We start from the raw sequence: 16,871 nt of genomic DNA on the forward strand, positions 1-16,871 counted from the left end.
TCACCGTTTCGCGGCAAAGAACTCCTTCAGCAACCGCTCCGCCTCCAGCGCGGCGATCCCGTCGTAGACATCGGGCACATGGTGGCATTGGGTATGGGCAAAGATGCGCGGCCCCTGCGCCACGCCGCCCGATTTCGGGTCTGACGCGCCATAATACAGCCGCGCGATCCGGGCATTGGCAATCGCCGCCGCGCACATCGGACAAGGCTCAAGCGTGACATAAAGATCATGCCCCAAAAGCCGCTCTGAGCCCGCCGCCGCGCAGGCCGCGCGCAGGGCCAGAACTTCGGCATGGGCGGTCGGGTCGCAAAGCTCGCGCGTGCGGTTGCCCGCCCGGGCCACCACCTCCCCCGAGGGCGCCACGACAACCGCGCCCACCGGCACCTCGCCGCGCGCGGCGGCGACCCGCGCCTCGATGAGCGCCTGATCCATATAGCTGCGAAACTCCATGCCCCTTCATCGCGCGCAAACCTTCCCCCATCAAGCCGCTTTCCAAGCCCGCACAACAGGTGTAGGGAGGAGCCTTCGCCCGCGATGGTCGCGCGCCCCCTCCCCCCGAAGGACCAGATATGGCTGATACGCCCGAATCCCCCGCCCCCGAATCCTCCAACACCGCTGAACGTATTGCCAAGGTGATCGCCCGCTCCGGCGTGGCCTCCCGCCGCGATGCGGAAAAGATGATCCTTGCGGGCCGCGTTGCGGTGAACGGCAAGCGGGTGGACACGCCCGCACTCGATGTGCGCCCCACCGACAAGGTGACGATCGACGGCACCGCGATTGATGCGCCACAGGAAACCCGGGTCTGGCTTTATTACAAGCCGCTCGGCCTTGTGACGACCGAGAAGGACGAACAGGGCCGCCGCACGATCTTTGACGAAATGCCCGAAGGCATGCCGCGCGTGCTCAACATCGGTCGGCTCGACCTCAACTCCGAGGGGCTGCTTTTGCTGACGAACGATGGCGGGCTCAAGCGCCGCCTCGAACTGCCCGAAACCGGCTGGCTGCGCAAATACCGCGTGCGCGTAAACGGTCGCCCGATGAACGACACGTTCAACCCGCTGCGCGAGGGGATCACCATCGAGGGCGAAGACTTCCAGCCGATGGAAGTGACGCTGGACCGCCAACAAGGCGCGAATGCCTGGCTGACGGTCGGCATCCGCGAGGGCAAGAACCGCGAGATCCGCCGCGCCATGGCCGCGGTGGGCATGGTGGTGAACCGGCTCATTCGCGTGAGCTACGGCCCGTTCCGGCTCAATGACATGCAGCCCGGAGACGTGATGGAAGTGAAACGCAAGCTCCTGCGCGACCAGCTCGGCGACCGGCTCCTGTTTGGCGTCGAGGATGGCAAGCCTTCGCGCGCCGAGCGCATGGCACCGCGCCCGCCCCGCGAAGGGGGCAAGAGCTTTGACAAGGGGGGGGTTGATAAAGATCGCCCCGAACGCGCGAGACGCGGCCCTCGCCCCGAGGGCGACGACGCGCCGAAAAAGGGCTTCGGGCGGCAGCGTGACTTTTCCTCCGGAAGCGAGGGCGGCGCCCGCAAGCCGCGCGCCTTCGGCATGAAGTCGCATCATGAGGACGACGCGGGGCGCAAACCCTTTGCCCGGCGCGAGGATGGGGACCGCAAACCGTTCGGGCGTCGCGACGACGGGGAGCGCAAGCCCTTTGCCCGGCGTGAAGACGGCGACAAAAAACCTTGGGCGCGCCGCGAGGACGGGGACCGTAAACCCTATGCCCGCCGCGAAGAGGGCGACAAAAAACCCTACGCCCGCCGCGAAGACGGGGACCGCAAGCCCTATGCCCGCCGCGAAGAGGGCGACAAAAAACCCTACGCCCGCCGCGAGGACGGGGACCGCAAACCCTATGCCCGCCGCGAGGATGGCGACAAAAAACCCTATGCGCGTCGCGAGGACGGGGACCGAAAACCCTACGCTCGCCGCGAGGATGGCGACAAAAAACCCTATGCGCGCCGCGAGGACGGGGATCGCAAGCCCTATCCCCGCCGCGAGGACGGCGACAAGAAGCCCTTCGCCCGGCGCGAAGACGGCGGCAAGCCCGGCTTCAAATCCTCGGGCTTCAAAAGCCATGGGAGCAAACCCGGAGGCAAACCGCGTTCGGAAGGTTTCAAGAGCCACGGCGGCAAACCGGGCGGCAAACCCGGGGGGAAACCGGGCGGCAGCTTCAAGGGCGGCCCGAAGCGCGGCTGAGCGAGAGTTTCTGGCGGGGCGCCGAAAATGCCGCCCTGCCCGTGCCAAATGCGCCCGCCCCCTTTTCTCGGCGGCCCCGCGCACCTAGCTTGACCATGTGACCCCGACCCGGAGGCCCCATGTCCCGCAAGACGCTCCAGAGCATCGCCTTCTATCTGCTTTTGGCACTGACCGTCTCGGTCGCGCTGAAGGGCACGGTCTGAAATGGCGAAACGATACGGCGGCAAATATTCCCCTTCCCCCAATGCCGAATCGCGCGGCTACGCCGGGGTTGCGCCTGACAGGCTGCCGGAAACCGGCCCCGCGCACCCGATGACCCGCCGCCTGGTATGGCTTGTCGTTGCGGCACTGCCGTTCCTGTTCAACGCTTTCGGCGCGGGCCCGCTCACGCTTGCCCGAAGCCTTGGCAGCTTCGCACTGATTGCGGGGGCGGTCTTTCTGATCCGTGAGGGGCTGAAGGCCGAGGCCGCCTGGCAGGCCCGCAAGGTCGCCCGCCGCCCCGTGCTGCCGCGCAAGGCCTTCGGCGCTCTCGGCATCGGGCTCGGCCTCGGGCTGGGTGCCCAGGCGCCCGAGATCGGCGCCCTCGGCGCCGGTCTGATCGGTCTGATCGGCGCCGCGCTCTCCCTGTTCGCTTTCGGTCTCGATCCGATGCGCGACAAGGGGCTGGAGGGCGTTGACCCGTTCCAGCAAGATCGGGTGTCGAAAGTGGTGACCGAAGGCGAGCGCGAACTCGCCGCGATGGCGGAAGCGATCGCGCGGGCGGATGATGCGCGGCTCACCGCCCGGGTCGCAGCCTTTGCCGAGACCGCGCACGAACTCTTCCGCGCCGTCGAGGAAGACCCGGGCGATCTGGGCGCGGCGCGGCGCTATCTCACCGTCTATCTTTCGGGCGCGCGCGCGGCGAGCGAGAAATACGCCGGTCTCACCGGAGCGCTGCGCGACGCCAAAGCGCGCGCTGAATATGAAGCGCTGCTGGACGATCTGGAGGCGAATTACGCCGCCCGGACCCGTGCCTTGCGCGAAAACGACCGTGTGGCGCTTGAGATCGAGGTGGAGGTGCTGCGGGAACGGCTCGCCCGCGAGGGGCTGCGGGAGCCGCGCTGAGCGCTCTTGCCCGCCATTTTCCTTACGGCACCAAAGGCTCTGACTCCCGCAAGTTTTCTCCTCCGCGCAGCCATAATCTGGCCCCGCTTCCCCGCGAGAGTGGCATAAACTTTCGTAGGTCTTTCATGTCTTCACGCTTCTCGATCCTCGCTCTGTCACTCGGCGGAGGGGGCATCGCGGCCCTCGCCACGATTACTTTCGCGGCCGAACCGCGCGCAATCGCCCCCTTGCCTGGCGCGCTCTTCGCCTTCGGGGCTCTGGCGCTCGCGCTCGCCCTCGCCGCCCTGCTCCGGCAGCGGCAGATTGCGGCGCGCTCGCAAGCAAGGGGCCCGCATTCTGCGCCCTGCCCTGCCGCTGCGCCGCCCGCCCTCGCCCCGGCCAAACATCTTGCCCAGGGGCGCGGGCTCGACGCGGAGGTGAAGCTGCGCATGACCGAGGTGCACCGGCTCCTGCGCGCGCGTGCCCCTGAACTTTTGCCGGTGTTTGCCGATTGCCGCGCGGCGCAGATGCGCTTGCTGTCCGAATTGCGTCGCGCTCCCGCGCAGCGCATACAGATCGAGGCAGAGCTGATCGGCGGGCTGGTGCAGATCGAGACTGCAACGCGCAAACTTTCACTTGTCCTTGGCAGCGCGACGAACGAACATACGCTTGGCAACTTCGCGGATACGCTCGAAAAACTGACGAGCGAAACTCTCGATTGCCTGGTATCGCTGCGCGCCCGCTCGCGGGGGGCGCAGCACGGACGAGAGATCGGGGGCAGGGCCGAGCACGCCTGAATGTGCCCCTTTGGGACGCAATGGGGGACTGCATGACGGAGACCGTCCGCACCGAAGCGGCAAAAGCCGTGGCCGAAATCGAATCCGTGGCCGCGCTGACCTTGCCCGAGCCCACCGCCGAGCTGGTGCCGCTGACCACTGCCCCCGCGCCCGTTGCCGCCGAGATCCGCACCCGCATGGCCGAAATCAACCTGCGCGACACCGGCTCGATCGTGCAATTCGGTGCACGCGCGCAAAGCGATCTGCAGGCGATCAGTCAGGAAATGCTTGCAGATGTGAAAACGAAAGATCTGGGTGCGGCGGGCGACAGCCTCGCGGCCATGGTCACCGCGTTGCGCGGCTTTTCCGAGGGCGAACTCGATGTGCGCCGCGAGCGCAGCCTGTGGGAAAAACTCAGCGGCCGCGCCGCCCCTTTCGCGCGCTTCCTCGCCCGCTATGAGGAAGTGCAGGGGCAGATCGACTCGATCACGGACCGGCTTCTGAACCACGAACAGCGGCTTCTCGTGGATATCAAGGCGCTCGACCGGCTCTATGACAAGACACTCGGCTTTTATGACGAGCTTGCGCTTTACATCGCCGCGGGCGAGGCCAAGCTTGCCGAGGTGGATGCGGCGGACATCCCCGCGCTTGAAACCGCTGTGAATGCGGCGCCCGAGGCAGAAAAGATCCTGCGCGCGCAAGAGCTGCGCGACTTGCGCGCCGCGCGCGACGACCTTGAACGGCGGGTGCATGATCTCAAGCTCACCCGGCAGGTAACGATGCAGTCCCTGCCCTCGATCCGGCTCGTGCAGGAAAACGACAAGAGCCTGATCACCAAGATCAATTCGACGCTCGTCAATACCGTGCCGCTGTGGGAGACGCAGCTTGCCCAGGCGGTCACGATCCAGCGCTCCGCCGAGGCGGCGAAAGCGGTGAAGGCGGCCTCCGACCTCACGAACGAACTCCTTTCCGCCAATGCCAGGACGCTCCGGGCGGCCAATGCCACGGTTCGCAGCGAAATGGAGCGCGGTGTGTTCGACATTGCCGCGGTGAAGGCCGCGAACGAAGAGCTGATCGCGACGATCGAGGACAGCCTGCGTATCGCCGACGAGGGCAAGCGCAAGCGCGCCGAAGCCGCGCAGGAGTTGGTCCGGCTCGAAACGGCTTTGCGTGAGACCCTCGCCTCGGCGCGGGCCAAACCGGCCGAGGGCTGAGATGCGCCGCCTCGGTCTGGCGGGCGTCGCGCTCGCCTGCCTCGCCCTGTCGGGCTGTCTCGACCGGCCGCTGGGCGAGCGCGGCCTCGCCCATTCGCCCCGCCCGAGCCCTGCGCCCGTGGCCGAGGAGGCCGTAGCCCCGCGCAGCGCCGAAAGCCTGGCGATCGAAAGCTATTACCGCCAGATCGAGGAGACGCTGAAGGGCCGCGGCCTGCTGCGGACCGATCTGGCGCCGCGCGATGCGCCCTTTGCGACGCATCAACTGATTGACGATTTCATCCATATCGCGCTTTACGACGAATATTCCGAGCTTGGCGGAATTTACGTAGCCAAAACAGCACCTTCGCGGCTGCGCCGCTGGGAGAGTCCGGTGCGCCTTGCCGTGGAGTTCGGCGCTTCGGTGCCCAGCGCCACGCGGGAGGCAGACCGCGCCGAAATCGCCGCCTATGCTGGCCGGCTCGCGACGACCACCCGCCATCCGGTTTCCACCGTGCCCGCGGGGGGCAATTACACCGTCTTCGTCGTCAACGAGGACGAGCGCCGCGCGCTGGCGCCCCGGCTCGAGCGGCTGGTGCCCGGGATCGACCCGGCCTCGATCAATGCGATCACCAATCTCTCTCCCTCGACCTTCTGCGTTGTTTTCGCCTTTTCCGAGGGCCATTCGCCAGCCTATTCGCGCGCCGTGGCGGTGATCCGGGCCGAGCATCCGCCGCTTCTGCGCCGCTCCTGCCTGCATGAAGAACTCGCGCAGGGCATGGGGCTCGCCAATGACTACCCCAGCGCCCGGCCCTCGATTTTCAACGACGACGAGGAATTCGCGCTGCTCACCCGCCATGACGAGCTTTTGCTGCGCATGCTGTACGACCCGCGACTGCGCCCGGGCATGACCGAGGCGGAGGCGCGGCCGATCATCACCACGATCGCCACCGAAATGACCGGTGGCAGCTAGGAGGGTATGCGCATGGGCATTTTAGATTTTCTCGCCGGCGAATTCATCGATGTCATCCACTGGACCGATGACAGCCGCGACACCATGGTCTGGCGCTTCGAACGCGAGGGACATGCGATCAAATATGGTGCGAAGCTCACTGTGCGAGAGGGGCAAGCGGCTGTTTTCGTGCATGAGGGGCAGATCGCCGATGTGTTCGGCCCCGGGCTCTACATGCTCGAGACGAACAACATGCCTCTGCTCACCACCTTGCAACACTGGGACCACGGCTTCCGCTCTCCCTTCAAATCCGAGATCTATTTCCTCAACACCACCCGCTTCACCGATCAGAAATGGGGCACGAAGAACCCGGTGATCTGTCGTGATCCGGAGTTCGGCCCGGTGCGGCTGCGCGCATTCGGCACTTATGTGATGCGGATCACCGATCCCGCAAAATTCATGGCCGAGATCGTCGGAACGGATGGCGAATTCACCGCCGACGAGATTTCGTTCCAGATCCGCAACGTGATCGTTCAGGAAGTTTCGCGGGTGCTCGCCGGGGCGGGCGTGCCAGTGCTCGACATGGCCGCCAATACCACCGACATGGGCAAGCTCGTGGTGCGGGCGATCGAGCCGGTGATTGCGGCCTATGGCCTTTCGATCCCGGAATTCTACATCGAAAACATAAGCTTGCCAGAGGCGGTGGAAGCCGTTCTGGACCAGCGCAGCTCGATGGGCGTGGTAGGCGATCTCAACCGCTACCTGCAGTTCACCGCCGCCCAGGCGCTTGGCCAGCCGGGTTCGGCCGCGGTGACGACGCTGGGGGCAACGATGGGCGCCGGACTGGCCGCCGGAATGGGAGCCGGGATGGGGCTCGGCATCGCCCCTGGCCCCTGGGGCGCCCCTGCCCCAGCCACCGCGCAAGCCGTGCCTCCGCCCCCGCCGCCGCCCGTCGAAAAGGTCTGGCATCTGGCCGTAAACGGGCAAACGCTTGGCCCATATGGCCGCGGCCATCTGGGGCGGATGGTGAGCGAGGGCACTTTCAGCCGCGAGTCCCTTGTGTGGTCGCCCGGACAGGATGGCTGGAAAGCCGCGGGCGAGATCATGGAACTTGCGCAGCTTTTCACAATTGCGCCGCCCCCGCCGCCACTCTGATCCGCCCCCCGAAGCCCCAATCGAACCACCCCCGATTTCGCAGCGCAGCGGAGGGAGACGACAATGACTCTGGTGCCCAAGATCGGCCGCAAGGGCAATGCCCCTGCGGAGCGCCATTACCCTTGCGAGGCTTGCGGTGCGGACCTGCGCTTCGCGCCCGGAATGGATCAGCTCATCTGCGACCATTGCGGTCATACGCAGGAGATCCCCCGCGCGCTTGGACGCGGCCGCTCGGGGTTGCGCGAGATGGCGTTGTCGGAGGGTCTCTCGGAAGGCGGGGCCCCTGCGGAGATTGAAGAGGTTCGAACGCTGAAATGCCCGAATTGCGCCGCAAATATCGAAATGAGAGGCGCTGTTCACGCCTCTGAATGTCCGTTTTGTGCAACTCCGGTCGTTGCCGACACGGGCCCGTCGCGACGCCTCAAACCGCAGGGACTGGTGCCCTTCGCCGTGACGGAGGCCGAGGCGCGCGCCGCCGTGGGCAAATGGCTCGGGGGGCTCTGGTTCGCCCCGAACGGGCTCGTCGACTATGCTCGCCGGGGCCGCAAGCTGACCGGGGTCTACGCGCCCTTCTGGACCTTCGACGCCGACACGCAGAGCGCCTATACCGGCCAGCGCGGCGATGCCTATTACGTCAGCAAGGAGGTCCGGGTTCAGGTCGACGGACGCTGGGAAACCCGGACGCAACAGGAGCGCCGCATCCGCTGGAGCACGGTTTCGGGGCGCGTTGCCCGCACATTCGACGATGTGCTGATCTATGCGGCCCGCTCGCTTCCGCCCGCCTATCTGCGCGCGCTCCAGCCCTGGGATCTCTCGGCGCTCATCGCCTACAGCCCCGATTATCTCTCCGGCTTTGAGGCGGAAGGCTACACGGTCGCACTGGCCGAGGGGCATCGCGAGGGCCGCGCCGAGATGGCGCGCGTGATCGAGAGCGACGTGCGCCGCGCGATCGGTGGCGACGAGCAGCGCATCGGCGCGATAGAAACCGATTTCGCCGCCGAGACCTTCAAACATGTGCTGTTGCCGGTCTGGACCGCCGCCTACAAGTTCCGCGGTCGTTCCTATCGGTTCGTCGTCAATGCGCAAACCGGCCAAGTCCGCGGCGACCGGCCCTGGTCCGCGTGGAAGATCGCCTTTGCGGTATTGCTCGTGGCCGTGTTGGTCGGCGGGCTCGTCTGGCTCGGCAATCTCCAGCAAGGCTGAGCGATTGCACCCTGCCCCGCCAGCCGTTATGTCTCGGCAAAACGGGGGACGCGATGATCCTGAGTTGTGGCGAGGCACTGATCGACATGCTGCCGCGGGTCGGCCCGGGAGGGGAGACGCTGTTCGCGCCGCACCCGGGCGGTGCGGTCTTCAATACGGCAATCGCGCTTGGGCGGCTTGGGGCCGATGCGGGCTTCCTGTCCGGGATCTCGACCGATCTCTTCGGGGGGGTTCTGATGCGCACGCTTGCGGCATCGGGGGTCGACTGCAGCCTCACCCTCCGTTCCGACCGCCCGACGACGCTGGCCTTCGTGACGCTCGTCGACGGCCAGGCGAACTACGCCTTTTATGACGAGAATACCGCCGGGCGCATGCTTGTTCCGGACATGATGCCCGCTCTGCCCGCCGCGGTGCGCGCACTCTTTTTTGGCGGCATCTCGCTCCTGGCGGAGCCCTGCGGCGCGGCCTATGAAGCGCTGATGCTGCGCGCGACGAAGACGCGCCTCGTGATGATTGACCCCAATATCCGCGCCGGTTTCATCCAAGATGAAGCCGCCTATCGCGCGCGGCTCGCGCGGATGATTGCGGCGGCCGATATCGTGAAGCTCTCCGATGAGGATCTGCACTGGCTCGAAGGCCCGGGTGAGATCGCGGCGCAGGCCCGCCAGATCCTGCACCGCGGCCCGAAGCTCGTTTTCATCACCAAGGGCGCCGAAGGGGCCTATGCCTTCACGGCAGAGCTTTCACTTTTCGAACCGTCGCGCGAAGTTGCGGTGATCGATACCGTCGGCGCAGGCGATACGTTCAATGCGGGTATTCTGGCGGCCCTCGACCGCGCCGGCGCGCTGACGAAAGCGGCGGTGACCAGTGCCGATGCGGATCTTCTCGGCGCCTGTCTGAAATTGGGCGTGAGCGCGGCCGCTGTCACCGTATCCCGCGCGGGGGCTAACCCACCTTGGGCGGAGGAGCTCGCATGAGAGCGCTGATCCAGCGTGTTTCCCGCGCGAAAGTGGAAGTGGGAGAACGCGTCACCGGCGAAATTGGGCAAGGGCTGCTGATCCTTGTTTGCGCCATGCAGGGCGACACCGAGATCGCGGCGGAAAAGCTCGCCGCCCGCATCGCCAAACTGCGCATTTTCAAGGACGCCGCAGGCAAGATGAATCGCTCAGTGGCCGAGATTGGCGGCGCCTGCCTCGTAGTGAGCCAGTTCACCCTCGCCGCGGATACCTCCCGCGGCAATCGCCCCGGCTTTTCCACGGCTGCGCCCCCCGAAGAGGGAAACCGGCTTTACGTGCATTTTTCAAATATATTGCAAGACCTTGGCCTATCAGTGGCGAATGGAGAATTCGGCGCCGACATGGCGGTGAGCCTCGTCAATGATGGCCCTGTCACGATCTGGATGGACAGTGCCGACCGGGCTTGAATCACCAGGACTTGCCGGTTTCCCTTGACTTTTCGGCGCCAAGCCCCCAAGTGCTGCTCAATCCGGGTTTGTTGCCGCGTGAGCAGCCGCGCTTTTCTTCCGAGCGCCCGAACCGGATGATTGGCCTCACATTCACGCGGGGGGCCGGGTGCAGGGATTGCACCGCCCGCCCGCCCGCCCCCGCTTCGCCGGGGGCCAGAATTTTTTGCGCCTGCGCAATCTGAAAGACAAACGTTTGGAAAACTTCGACAATCTCGGCCTCGCGCCGATGCTTCTGCAAAATCTCGAAGGCCTCGGCCTGATCAAGCCGACGCCGATCCAGTCCCGCGCCATTCCCCATATCGTGCGCGGGCGCGACATCCTCGGCCTCGCCCAGACCGGCACCGGCAAGACCGCCGCTTTTGGCCTCCCGATGCTCACCCGCATCATCGCCTATGGCAAGCGTCCGGCGCCCAAAACCGTGCGCGCCCTTGTGCTTGCCCCGACGCGCGAACTGGCAAGCCAGATCCACGACAACCTCGCCGCCTATGCCAAGGATGCACCGGTGCGGATTCAGCGCGTCGTCGGCGGTGCTTCGCTCAACCTGCAGGCAGAACGGCTCCTGAAGGGCTGCGACGTGCTGATCGCCACCCCGGGCCGGCTGATCGACCTGATCGAACGTCGTGCCGTGGTGCTGAGCGAGACGAAATATCTCGTGCTCGACGAGGCCGACCAGATGCTGGACATCGGCTTTATCCATGCGCTGCGCCGCATCGCCACGCTGATCCCGGCGAAACGGCAGACCCTCCTCTTCTCCGCAACGATGCCGAAACTGATGGAGGAACTGGCGGCAAGCTACCTCTCCGACCCGGTGCGCATTGAGGTCGCCCCCCCCGGCAAGGCGGCCGAAAAGATCGACCAGGGCGTGCATTTCACTACGCAGGGCGAGAAGGCAGCGCTGCTCGCGGAATATGTCTCGCGCCATCCGGGCGAGCTTGCGGTGGTGTTCAACCGCACCAAGCACGGCTCGGACAAGCTCGCGAAGCTTCTGGAAAAATGGGGTTTTTCGGTCACCGCCATCCATGGCAACAAAAGCCAGGGGCAGCGGGAGCGGGCGCTTGCCGCGTTCCGCGCGGGCGAGGTTCAGGTGCTGGTGGCGACCGATGTCGCCGCGCGCGGGCTCGACATTCCGCTCGTCGCCCATGTCTATAATTACGACCTGCCGAATGTGCCGGAAAACTATGTGCACCGGATCGGTCGTACCGCGCGCGCCGGTCGCGACGGGCGCGCCGTGGCTTTTTGCGGCCCGCTCGAAATGAGCGATCTGCGCGCGATCGAGGCCGCGATGGGAGCAAAGATCCCGGTCATCGGCGGCGAGGCCCATGCCGAGGGCGGCACGCGCCCCGCGCCGGGGCAACAACCTCGCGGCGGCGCCAAGAAGCCGCATCGCGGGCGCGGTCCGAAACCGGCCCCGGCCGAGGCAACCGCAACCAAGGCTCCGGCGCCGACAAAGCACGAGGGCAAGCGCGGTGGCCCCCGGAGCAAGACGCAGTCGGGCACGGGCGGGACGGCGATGCCAAAGCGCCCGTCGCGCGCGCAGCGCGGCCACTGAACCGCGCGCTTGCAAGGCGCGCGGCTGTAGCGCAAAAGGCGCCATGGCCAAGCTCTACTTCCATTACTCGACGATGAATGCCGGCAAGAGCACGATCCTCCTGCAGGCCTCGCACAATTATGTCGAGCGCGGCATGCAGACGCTGCTCGTCACGGCACAACTCGATAGCCGTGCCGGCCCCGGGCGGATCGCCAGCCGGATCGGCATCAGCGCGCCCGCGACCAGTTTCACGGAAACCACCGATATGTTCGAATTGATCAAGGATCAGCTCGAATCCGGGCCCTGCGCCTGCATATTTGTTGATGAAGCGCAATTTCTGACCGAGGCGCAGGTCTGGCAACTGGCCCGGGCGGTCGACGATTTGCGCGTGCCGGTGATGTGTTACGGGCTGCGCACGGATTTTCGCGGGCAACTCTTTCCGGGCTCGGCCGCGCTTCTCGCTCTGGCCGACGAGATGCGCGAGGTGCGCACGATCTGCCATTGTGGCAAGAAGGCGACGATGGTGGTGCGCCTGGGCTCCGATGGGCGCGCTGCTCACGACGGCGCCCAGGTTCAGATCGGCGGCAACGAGACTTATGTCGCGCTCTGCCGTCGCCACTGGCGCGCGGCAATGGGCGAGCCTCTCCCTGCAGGCGATTGAGTTCGCCCGAAAGCTCTCGGTCAGCCGTCCGTGTCCGCAGGCCGCCGCCGCTGAAACGGATCCTTGGCCGTTGCCTGACATGCGGCGGGCCGCGCGTCAGGACATCAAGCGGCTCACCCGTGACGCCTTGCAAACCCGGCCCTCGCCTCCAATATATTCTACAAAGCGAATATTATGGAGGCCAACATGGCTGAAGGTTTGCGGCTCACATGTCTGTCCTGCGGGCAGGCGAACCGGGTTCCGGCAGGAAAACTCAGCGACGGGCCCAAATGCGGCATCTGCGGCGCGACGCTGATGGCGGCCAAGGTGAGCGAAATCGATTCCGACATCTTGCGCAAGGCCGCACAGGACGATGTGCCGCTGCTGGTCGATTTCTGGGCTCCCTGGTGTGGCCCGTGCCGGCAGATGGCGCCACAATTCCAGACTGCCGCGGGGATGCTGGCAGGCGAAGTACGGCTGGCGAAACTCGACACGCAGAGCCATCCGGAAGCCGCGCAACATTATGGAATTCAAGGTATTCCGGCGTTCATCCTGTTCAAGAAGGGGCGCGAGCAAGCCCGCGCCGCCGGCGTGCGACCGGCCGCCGATCTGGTCGTCTTCGCGCGCGGCAAGCTGGGTGCAAAGGCGTAAAGCGCGCGCCTCGAAACATGTGACGGAAAACCGAAAATTTTGTCACCCGTCGGCATGAGAGCCGCTTGACAATACCTGCGTCTTAGGCGAAACAGCCCCCCACGGCGAGGGGCTGTAGCTCAGTTGGGAGAGCGCATCGTTCGCAATGATGAGGTCAGGGGTTCGATCCCCCTCAGCTCCACCATGCCGTTCCCCTAAAGCATTGAAATAAAGCGAAAAATCGCAGTCATGCTTTTGAACTTCCCCCATTTCATCCCCCAATTCATTCGAGAACAAGGCGGTTCTGAGCGGAACAAGTCGGACATCTGGCTTTGACAGAAACGACGCCTCAAAGCATGATCGGCGCAGAATTGTTCACCGAGGAATTTCCCCATGAGTCTCGTCACAGAACTATTCCGCGTCATCATCGGCATCGCGTTCAGCTTGGCTGCAACAAAGTCACTCAGGGACCATGCGAGGCATGGTCGCACTGGGGGGAGTCTGCACGCATGATCTACACCGCAATAATGGGCGCGATTGCCGGAGCGGTTGCCTCGATTTGGATGGCCGGACCGTTTGGGCGCGGGCTTGTTGTGGGGGTTATTCTCGGCATTATTGGGACGTTGAAGTTCGGATCGTGAAGCCAGCTTCACATTTCCGTATCTGCATGCCGTCAGTCGAGAGGGAGGTAGCCGAATTGTGCGACACAAGCCTGCCGAGAGCGTTTCGGCCTGTCAGCCTCGTATTCATTTCTCCAATCGTCTCCCCAGCGACCAAACGGGTTGCGTCGGATCGGTTGCAAAATGTGACCTATTCACTCGACCTCGCAGCGCAGACCTGCACTTGCCCTGATTTTGTTGAGGTTCGCGGCAACCTAGCAAAATCAGGGGAACTCGGCCGATTGTGCAAACACTTGGTCAGAGCGTTGAATGAACGCCACGCCTTCGACTCCGCCAACAACTGGGTGCGCGCAATCGTTAATGCGGGGCATGGTGCCCCTTACATCGCTTGGGAAGTCAGCTTGCCAACTGCGAAACCCATGCTCGTCACAGTCGGCAACTCCCGCGAATGGCTCAATGTATTCGCGCACATGAAGCGCAATGGGGAACGTTACAGCGAGGCGAGCGGCCCAATAGAACAGTTTGGTTGGTCGCTTGGCGGGCATCGTTGGTCATACGGACAAGGCCCTGCGGGCGCGAGTGAAATACGCCCATTTCTTAAGCAACTTGATGGCGTCGATTTCGATGCTCTCTTGCGTGGTGACAATCGATCAAGACCACCACAATCCGCAACAACTTTCGTTGTTGGAACGGCGCCGAGCTTTCCGGTTCCAACTGCGAAAACAGCCGTAAGCAGCGCCGCCCCCTCGGCGCGCCCGCAGACTCCGGGCAAACCGCGTAGCGCGCTAGGTCGCCTGATTGGCTTGCTTCATCGTTGACGTTCTTCTCAATTTATCAAGCTCAGCGATGCGCGGACTGGGGCTAAGAAGTCGTCAAACAATCCCGGGTCCTGTCAGCGCCAAGGCCGCGCGGGGAACGCGCGACCTCGGGCGTTTTCTAGCGACAGGAATATTTGGCAAATCTGTTACTTGCCGCAGGATGTGACCGTTCTCCGAGCAATTAGCGCCCGAATTGATAATCACAGGGGAGGAAGCACCTTCGGGGGTGCTTCTCCCTCCAGGGGTATTAGGGGAGTGGAAGGCACCCAATCGGAAGGGGAGGTGAAGGGGGAATGGAAGGGGAGGTGGAAGCCGCTTCGCCGTCGCTATTTAACGGCAGTTCCCGATAAATAGCGTTCTCCGCAAGGTATTTGCTGCGCTTCGAGGGCGGGCCTTCTTCTTTGAGGCAAATGCGGCCGCTCGCCAGAAGGCTTTCCATCGCTTGCTTGAAGGCCTTTTTCGTCATGCCCTCACTCTCGGGGTGTTCCGCCATCAGCTTTGGCGCGTGATTTGAACCGCTGTTTGGATTCAAGTTCCGCCCCTGCCCTGTGAACAACCGCAGCAGCTTGAGAAACACCCGCTCCGCATCGGCGTTGCGCGCCTCTCGCCCCGTCCCAGCGTCGGGCACGAAAACCCCCGCTTGCCAGATCATCTCAATCTCGTTGCCCGTTTCGCTGTAGTTCGCCTTCTTGATCGACAGGACACGCCTGCGGGGATCGGCCTCGTAACCGTCAACAATGATCCGTTCCAGATAAAGGCGCGACCGAACCGAATTGTGCCACGCGGTCGAGCCGCTTGTGCCGCTGCGGCTGTTGAGGCCGGTCAAGGACGGGTGCGACAGCAAGATCACGGCGCAGCGGTGCCGGATCGCCAACTTGCTCAAAAGTCCGATGAATTGGCGGGCCTTTGCCCGGTCGTTTTCGTTCGACGGGAAAACATCGGCCAGTGTGTCGATCACGATGCAAACCGGCGCGTCCTGCCCAGCGCGCTTGTCGAGTTCCTTGAACAGGTCGGACTCGATCAACGCATATTGCCCTTCGGTCGCAAGCAAGGCGTCCCTGCCCGCAAGGCTGCGCAGCGTCAGGCGTTCGCAGGCGCCATAGGTGAGGCCCTGCACCCGAAGAATATCGGAAAGGCGGCGGTGCAATTCGGCCTCGTCATCTTCCGCAGATGTGAAGATCACGCCGCCCGATCGAACCGGCTTTCCCAGCCAAGGGGTCGCCGTCGCCACCGCAACGGCCAGTTGCAGCGCGAGAAGCGATTTGCCGGTGCCCCCATCGCCCCCGAGAAGGGTGACAGTTCCACCGGGCACAAGCCCGTTCACCAGCCATTGCCGTTCGGGAACGGGCCTGCCGTCAAGGATTGCGGCGCTGTAGAAGCCGCTTTCTTCATCTTCCGGCGCGATCGGCTGCGCCATTTCGCGGCGCGGGTGGTCATAGACGCTCTTGCAGAGCCTTGCCGCCTTCTGAATCGTCTCGCGCCGGTAATCCTCGCGCGCCTCGTATTTGTCGCGCATCAGCGCGGAGCGGCGAAACAGGCGATCCATGCGCGGCATATCCTTGCCGGTCCAGAATGCGAGCAAGGTCATCAGGGCCATATCGGCAGAGGAATGATCGAAACCCCCGTTGCCATCGAAGGCGGGGTAACGCGCGCCCAGCGCAGCGGCGTTTGCGGTCCAGAGGTCCGAGAAGGTGACGCCCGCCCCGAACGATGCGGCGGCGCTACTCGATCGCATGGCGGTGGCAATCAACGCCTCGTCATCTTCCGGCCCGGTGTATTCCGGCGCGCGTCCCTCGGGTAATTCGCCCAGGTGTTCGCGCTTCGGCACGAGGTGGCGCAACTGTTCTGTCCAGTCAAACTCGCGCCACGCCCCGCCGATCGGCTGCGGGCCTTCGCGCGACAGGGCGATGAACCGCCCTGCCTGATACCATTCCTTGTCACCGCCCCACTTGTTGCGCAGATCGCCAAGCTGGGCCGGGTCACAACGCCCGAAGATGTGAAGCCCCTTGCCGCTTGTGCTGACCTCGCCCAGCGCGCCGGGGAAGCTTTGCCAGATCGCCTGCGCTTCATCGGACCATCCCGTCTCGGTGCCGCAGTTGTCGAGGTCGAGGCAGAATATCCCGTCACCGTTGAGCACGAAGCCGACGCCATAAGGCGCGGCTGGCGTGTGTTCATCCCAGCGCGCATATTGCGCCCGATCGGCGCGACTGTGCCACTGGGCCGGGTCGTGTGCGTCAATGGCGGCGCCAGAGGCGTCAACGGGGATCTTGTTGAACTTGCCCCGCCCGGCGTCCCATTCGCGGCGGTAGAGAATGAACCTGTCAGGAAACTGCATTTTCAGCCTCACGCGCGGCGGCAAGAAGCTTCTCGCCAATGATCCGGGCATCTTCGACCGAGAGGAAGAAGCTGACGCGCTGGGCGCTGTAACGCTGTTCTGCACCGAACAGGACGCCCTCGGGGAAAGGGATCGCCACGATTTGCGCGGGCGTTTCTCTCCATGCGCGCTTGCCCCATTTGCGGGCGAGTTCTTTCGGGGTATATTGCTTCATGACGATGTATGCCATCGTTTCACCTATTTGCTTGAGGGTGAGTTTTCGGCCCGGACCT

General features: G+C 64.6%; 17 protein-coding genes and 1 tRNA gene. 15 read left to right on the forward strand and 3 right to left on the reverse strand.

Annotation, left to right across the window (positions count from 1 at the left end; all coding sequences use genetic code 11):
• Positions 1–450 carry a nucleoside deaminase gene (locus CRO22_RS12160; RefSeq protein WP_097070426.1) on the reverse strand — a complete coding sequence of 150 codons (450 nt, stop codon included), beginning with the start codon at positions 448–450 and terminating at the stop codon, positions 1–3.
• 119 nt (positions 451–569) lie between these two features.
• On the opposite strand from CRO22_RS12160, the gene CRO22_RS12165 reads away from it, so the two are divergent.
• The 15 genes from CRO22_RS12165 to CRO22_RS18670 all read left to right on the forward strand — a co-directional run bounded on the left by CRO22_RS12165 (position 570) and on the right by CRO22_RS18670 (position 14,264).
• Positions 570–2,204 carry a pseudouridine synthase gene (locus CRO22_RS12165; protein ID WP_097070427.1) on the forward strand — a complete coding sequence of 545 codons (1,635 nt, stop codon included), beginning with the start codon at positions 570–572 and terminating at the stop codon, positions 2,202–2,204.
• A 204-nt stretch (positions 2,205–2,408) separates the two neighbouring features.
• A complete protein-coding gene (locus CRO22_RS12170) occupies positions 2,409–3,308 on the forward strand; it encodes a 5-bromo-4-chloroindolyl phosphate hydrolysis family protein (protein WP_097070428.1) in 900 nt (299 codons plus the stop codon).
• Between the two features lie 125 nt (positions 3,309–3,433).
• A complete protein-coding gene (locus tag CRO22_RS12175; RefSeq protein WP_097070429.1) occupies positions 3,434–4,084 on the forward strand; it encodes a hypothetical protein in 651 nt (216 codons plus the stop codon).
• A 32-nt stretch (positions 4,085–4,116) separates the two neighbouring features.
• Entirely contained in the window at positions 4,117–5,277 is a 1,161-nt protein-coding gene (locus CRO22_RS12180; protein WP_097070430.1) for a toxic anion resistance protein, read from the forward strand.
• A 1-nt stretch (position 5,278) separates the two neighbouring features.
• On the forward strand, positions 5,279–6,226 hold the full coding sequence (locus tag CRO22_RS12185; RefSeq protein ID WP_097070431.1) for a DUF2927 domain-containing protein: 948 nt from the start codon (positions 5,279–5,281) through the stop codon (positions 6,224–6,226).
• A gap of 12 nt (positions 6,227–6,238) precedes the next feature.
• Entirely contained in the window at positions 6,239–7,360 is a 1,122-nt protein-coding gene (locus CRO22_RS12190) for an SPFH domain-containing protein (protein WP_097070432.1), read from the forward strand.
• Positions 7,361–7,423: 63 nt separating this feature from the next.
• Positions 7,424–8,563 (forward strand): primosomal protein N' (replication factor Y) - superfamily II helicase, encoded by a 1,140-nt coding sequence (locus CRO22_RS12195; protein ID WP_097070433.1) that lies wholly within the window; start codon positions 7,424–7,426, stop codon positions 8,561–8,563.
• A gap of 53 nt (positions 8,564–8,616) precedes the next feature.
• Positions 8,617–9,540 (forward strand): carbohydrate kinase family protein, encoded by a 924-nt coding sequence (locus CRO22_RS12200; RefSeq protein ID WP_097070434.1) that lies wholly within the window; start codon positions 8,617–8,619, stop codon positions 9,538–9,540.
• On the forward strand, positions 9,537–9,986 hold the full coding sequence (gene dtd / locus CRO22_RS12205; RefSeq protein ID WP_097070435.1) for a D-aminoacyl-tRNA deacylase: 450 nt from the start codon (positions 9,537–9,539) through the stop codon (positions 9,984–9,986). The genes CRO22_RS12200 and dtd overlap by 4 nt, the downstream gene beginning before the upstream one ends.
• 235 nt (positions 9,987–10,221) lie before the next feature.
• A complete protein-coding gene (locus CRO22_RS12210; protein ID WP_097070461.1) occupies positions 10,222–11,577 on the forward strand; it encodes a DEAD/DEAH box helicase in 1,356 nt (451 codons plus the stop codon).
• Between the two features lie 43 nt (positions 11,578–11,620).
• Positions 11,621–12,217 (forward strand): thymidine kinase, encoded by a 597-nt coding sequence (locus CRO22_RS12215; RefSeq protein ID WP_097070436.1) that lies wholly within the window; start codon positions 11,621–11,623, stop codon positions 12,215–12,217.
• Between the two features lie 174 nt (positions 12,218–12,391).
• Positions 12,392–12,847, forward strand: a complete 456-nt coding sequence (locus tag CRO22_RS12220) for a thioredoxin domain-containing protein (RefSeq protein WP_245860965.1) — start codon at positions 12,392–12,394, stop codon at positions 12,845–12,847.
• Positions 12,848–12,955: 108 nt separating this feature from the next.
• A tRNA-Ala gene (locus tag CRO22_RS12225) sits at positions 12,956–13,031 on the forward strand.
• Between the two features lie 304 nt (positions 13,032–13,335).
• Positions 13,336–13,467, forward strand: coding sequence for a hypothetical protein (locus CRO22_RS19345; RefSeq protein ID WP_281254754.1), 132 nt, complete (start codon positions 13,336–13,338; stop codon positions 13,465–13,467).
• A 164-nt stretch (positions 13,468–13,631) separates the two neighbouring features.
• Positions 13,632–14,264 carry an SWIM zinc finger family protein gene (locus CRO22_RS18670; RefSeq protein ID WP_176518630.1) on the forward strand — a complete coding sequence of 211 codons (633 nt, stop codon included), beginning with the start codon at positions 13,632–13,634 and terminating at the stop codon, positions 14,262–14,264.
• Positions 14,265–14,511: 247 nt separating this feature from the next.
• On the opposite strand, the gene CRO22_RS19205 is transcribed toward CRO22_RS18670, so the two are convergent.
• Together CRO22_RS19205 and CRO22_RS12235 are read right to left on the reverse strand one after the other, a co-directional pair.
• Positions 14,512–16,599 (reverse strand): AAA family ATPase, encoded by a 2,088-nt coding sequence (locus CRO22_RS19205; RefSeq protein WP_245860966.1) that lies wholly within the window; start codon positions 16,597–16,599, stop codon positions 14,512–14,514.
• Positions 16,586–16,828, reverse strand: a complete 243-nt coding sequence (locus CRO22_RS12235; protein ID WP_097070437.1) for a hypothetical protein — start codon at positions 16,826–16,828, stop codon at positions 16,586–16,588. The genes CRO22_RS19205 and CRO22_RS12235 overlap by 14 nt, the downstream gene beginning before the upstream one ends.
• Positions 16,829–16,871: the final 43 nt, after the last annotated feature.

It is taken from the genome of Rhodobacter maris, assembly GCF_900217815.1.
GTDB classification, from domain to species: Bacteria; Pseudomonadota; Alphaproteobacteria; order Rhodobacterales; family Rhodobacteraceae; genus Rhodobacter; species Rhodobacter maris.

What these genes read in the sequence shown, in the direction of transcription:
- CRO22_RS12175 (WP_097070429.1), top strand. Translation starts at nt 3,434, where the DNA reads ATGTCTTCACGCTTCTCGATCCTCGCTCTGTCACTCGGCGGAGGGGGC.
- CRO22_RS12185 (WP_097070431.1), top strand. Translation starts at nt 5,279, where the DNA reads ATGCGCCGCCTCGGTCTGGCGGGCGTCGCGCTCGCCTGCCTCGCCCTG.
- CRO22_RS19345 (WP_281254754.1), top strand. Translation starts at nt 13,336, where the DNA reads ATGATCTACACCGCAATAATGGGCGCGATTGCCGGAGCGGTTGCCTCG.
- CRO22_RS19205 (WP_245860966.1), bottom strand. Translation starts at nt 16,599, where the DNA reads ATGCAGTTTCCTGACAGGTTCATTCTCTACCGCCGCGAATGGGACGCC.
- CRO22_RS12170 (WP_097070428.1), top strand. Translation starts at nt 2,409, where the DNA reads ATGGCGAAACGATACGGCGGCAAATATTCCCCTTCCCCCAATGCCGAA.
- CRO22_RS12200 (WP_097070434.1), top strand. Translation starts at nt 8,617, where the DNA reads ATGATCCTGAGTTGTGGCGAGGCACTGATCGACATGCTGCCGCGGGTC.
- dtd (WP_097070435.1), top strand. Translation starts at nt 9,537, where the DNA reads ATGAGAGCGCTGATCCAGCGTGTTTCCCGCGCGAAAGTGGAAGTGGGA.
- CRO22_RS12180 (WP_097070430.1), top strand. Translation starts at nt 4,117, where the DNA reads ATGACGGAGACCGTCCGCACCGAAGCGGCAAAAGCCGTGGCCGAAATC.
- CRO22_RS12215 (WP_097070436.1), top strand. Translation starts at nt 11,621, where the DNA reads ATGGCCAAGCTCTACTTCCATTACTCGACGATGAATGCCGGCAAGAGC.
- CRO22_RS12220 (WP_245860965.1), top strand. Translation starts at nt 12,392, where the DNA reads ATGGAGGCCAACATGGCTGAAGGTTTGCGGCTCACATGTCTGTCCTGC.
- CRO22_RS12195 (WP_097070433.1), top strand. Translation starts at nt 7,424, where the DNA reads ATGACTCTGGTGCCCAAGATCGGCCGCAAGGGCAATGCCCCTGCGGAG.
- CRO22_RS12190 (WP_097070432.1), top strand. Translation starts at nt 6,239, where the DNA reads ATGGGCATTTTAGATTTTCTCGCCGGCGAATTCATCGATGTCATCCAC.
- CRO22_RS12165 (WP_097070427.1), top strand. Translation starts at nt 570, where the DNA reads ATGGCTGATACGCCCGAATCCCCCGCCCCCGAATCCTCCAACACCGCT.
- CRO22_RS12235 (WP_097070437.1), bottom strand. Translation starts at nt 16,828, where the DNA reads ATGGCATACATCGTCATGAAGCAATATACCCCGAAAGAACTCGCCCGC.
- CRO22_RS12160 (WP_097070426.1), bottom strand. Translation starts at nt 450, where the DNA reads ATGGAGTTTCGCAGCTATATGGATCAGGCGCTCATCGAGGCGCGGGTC.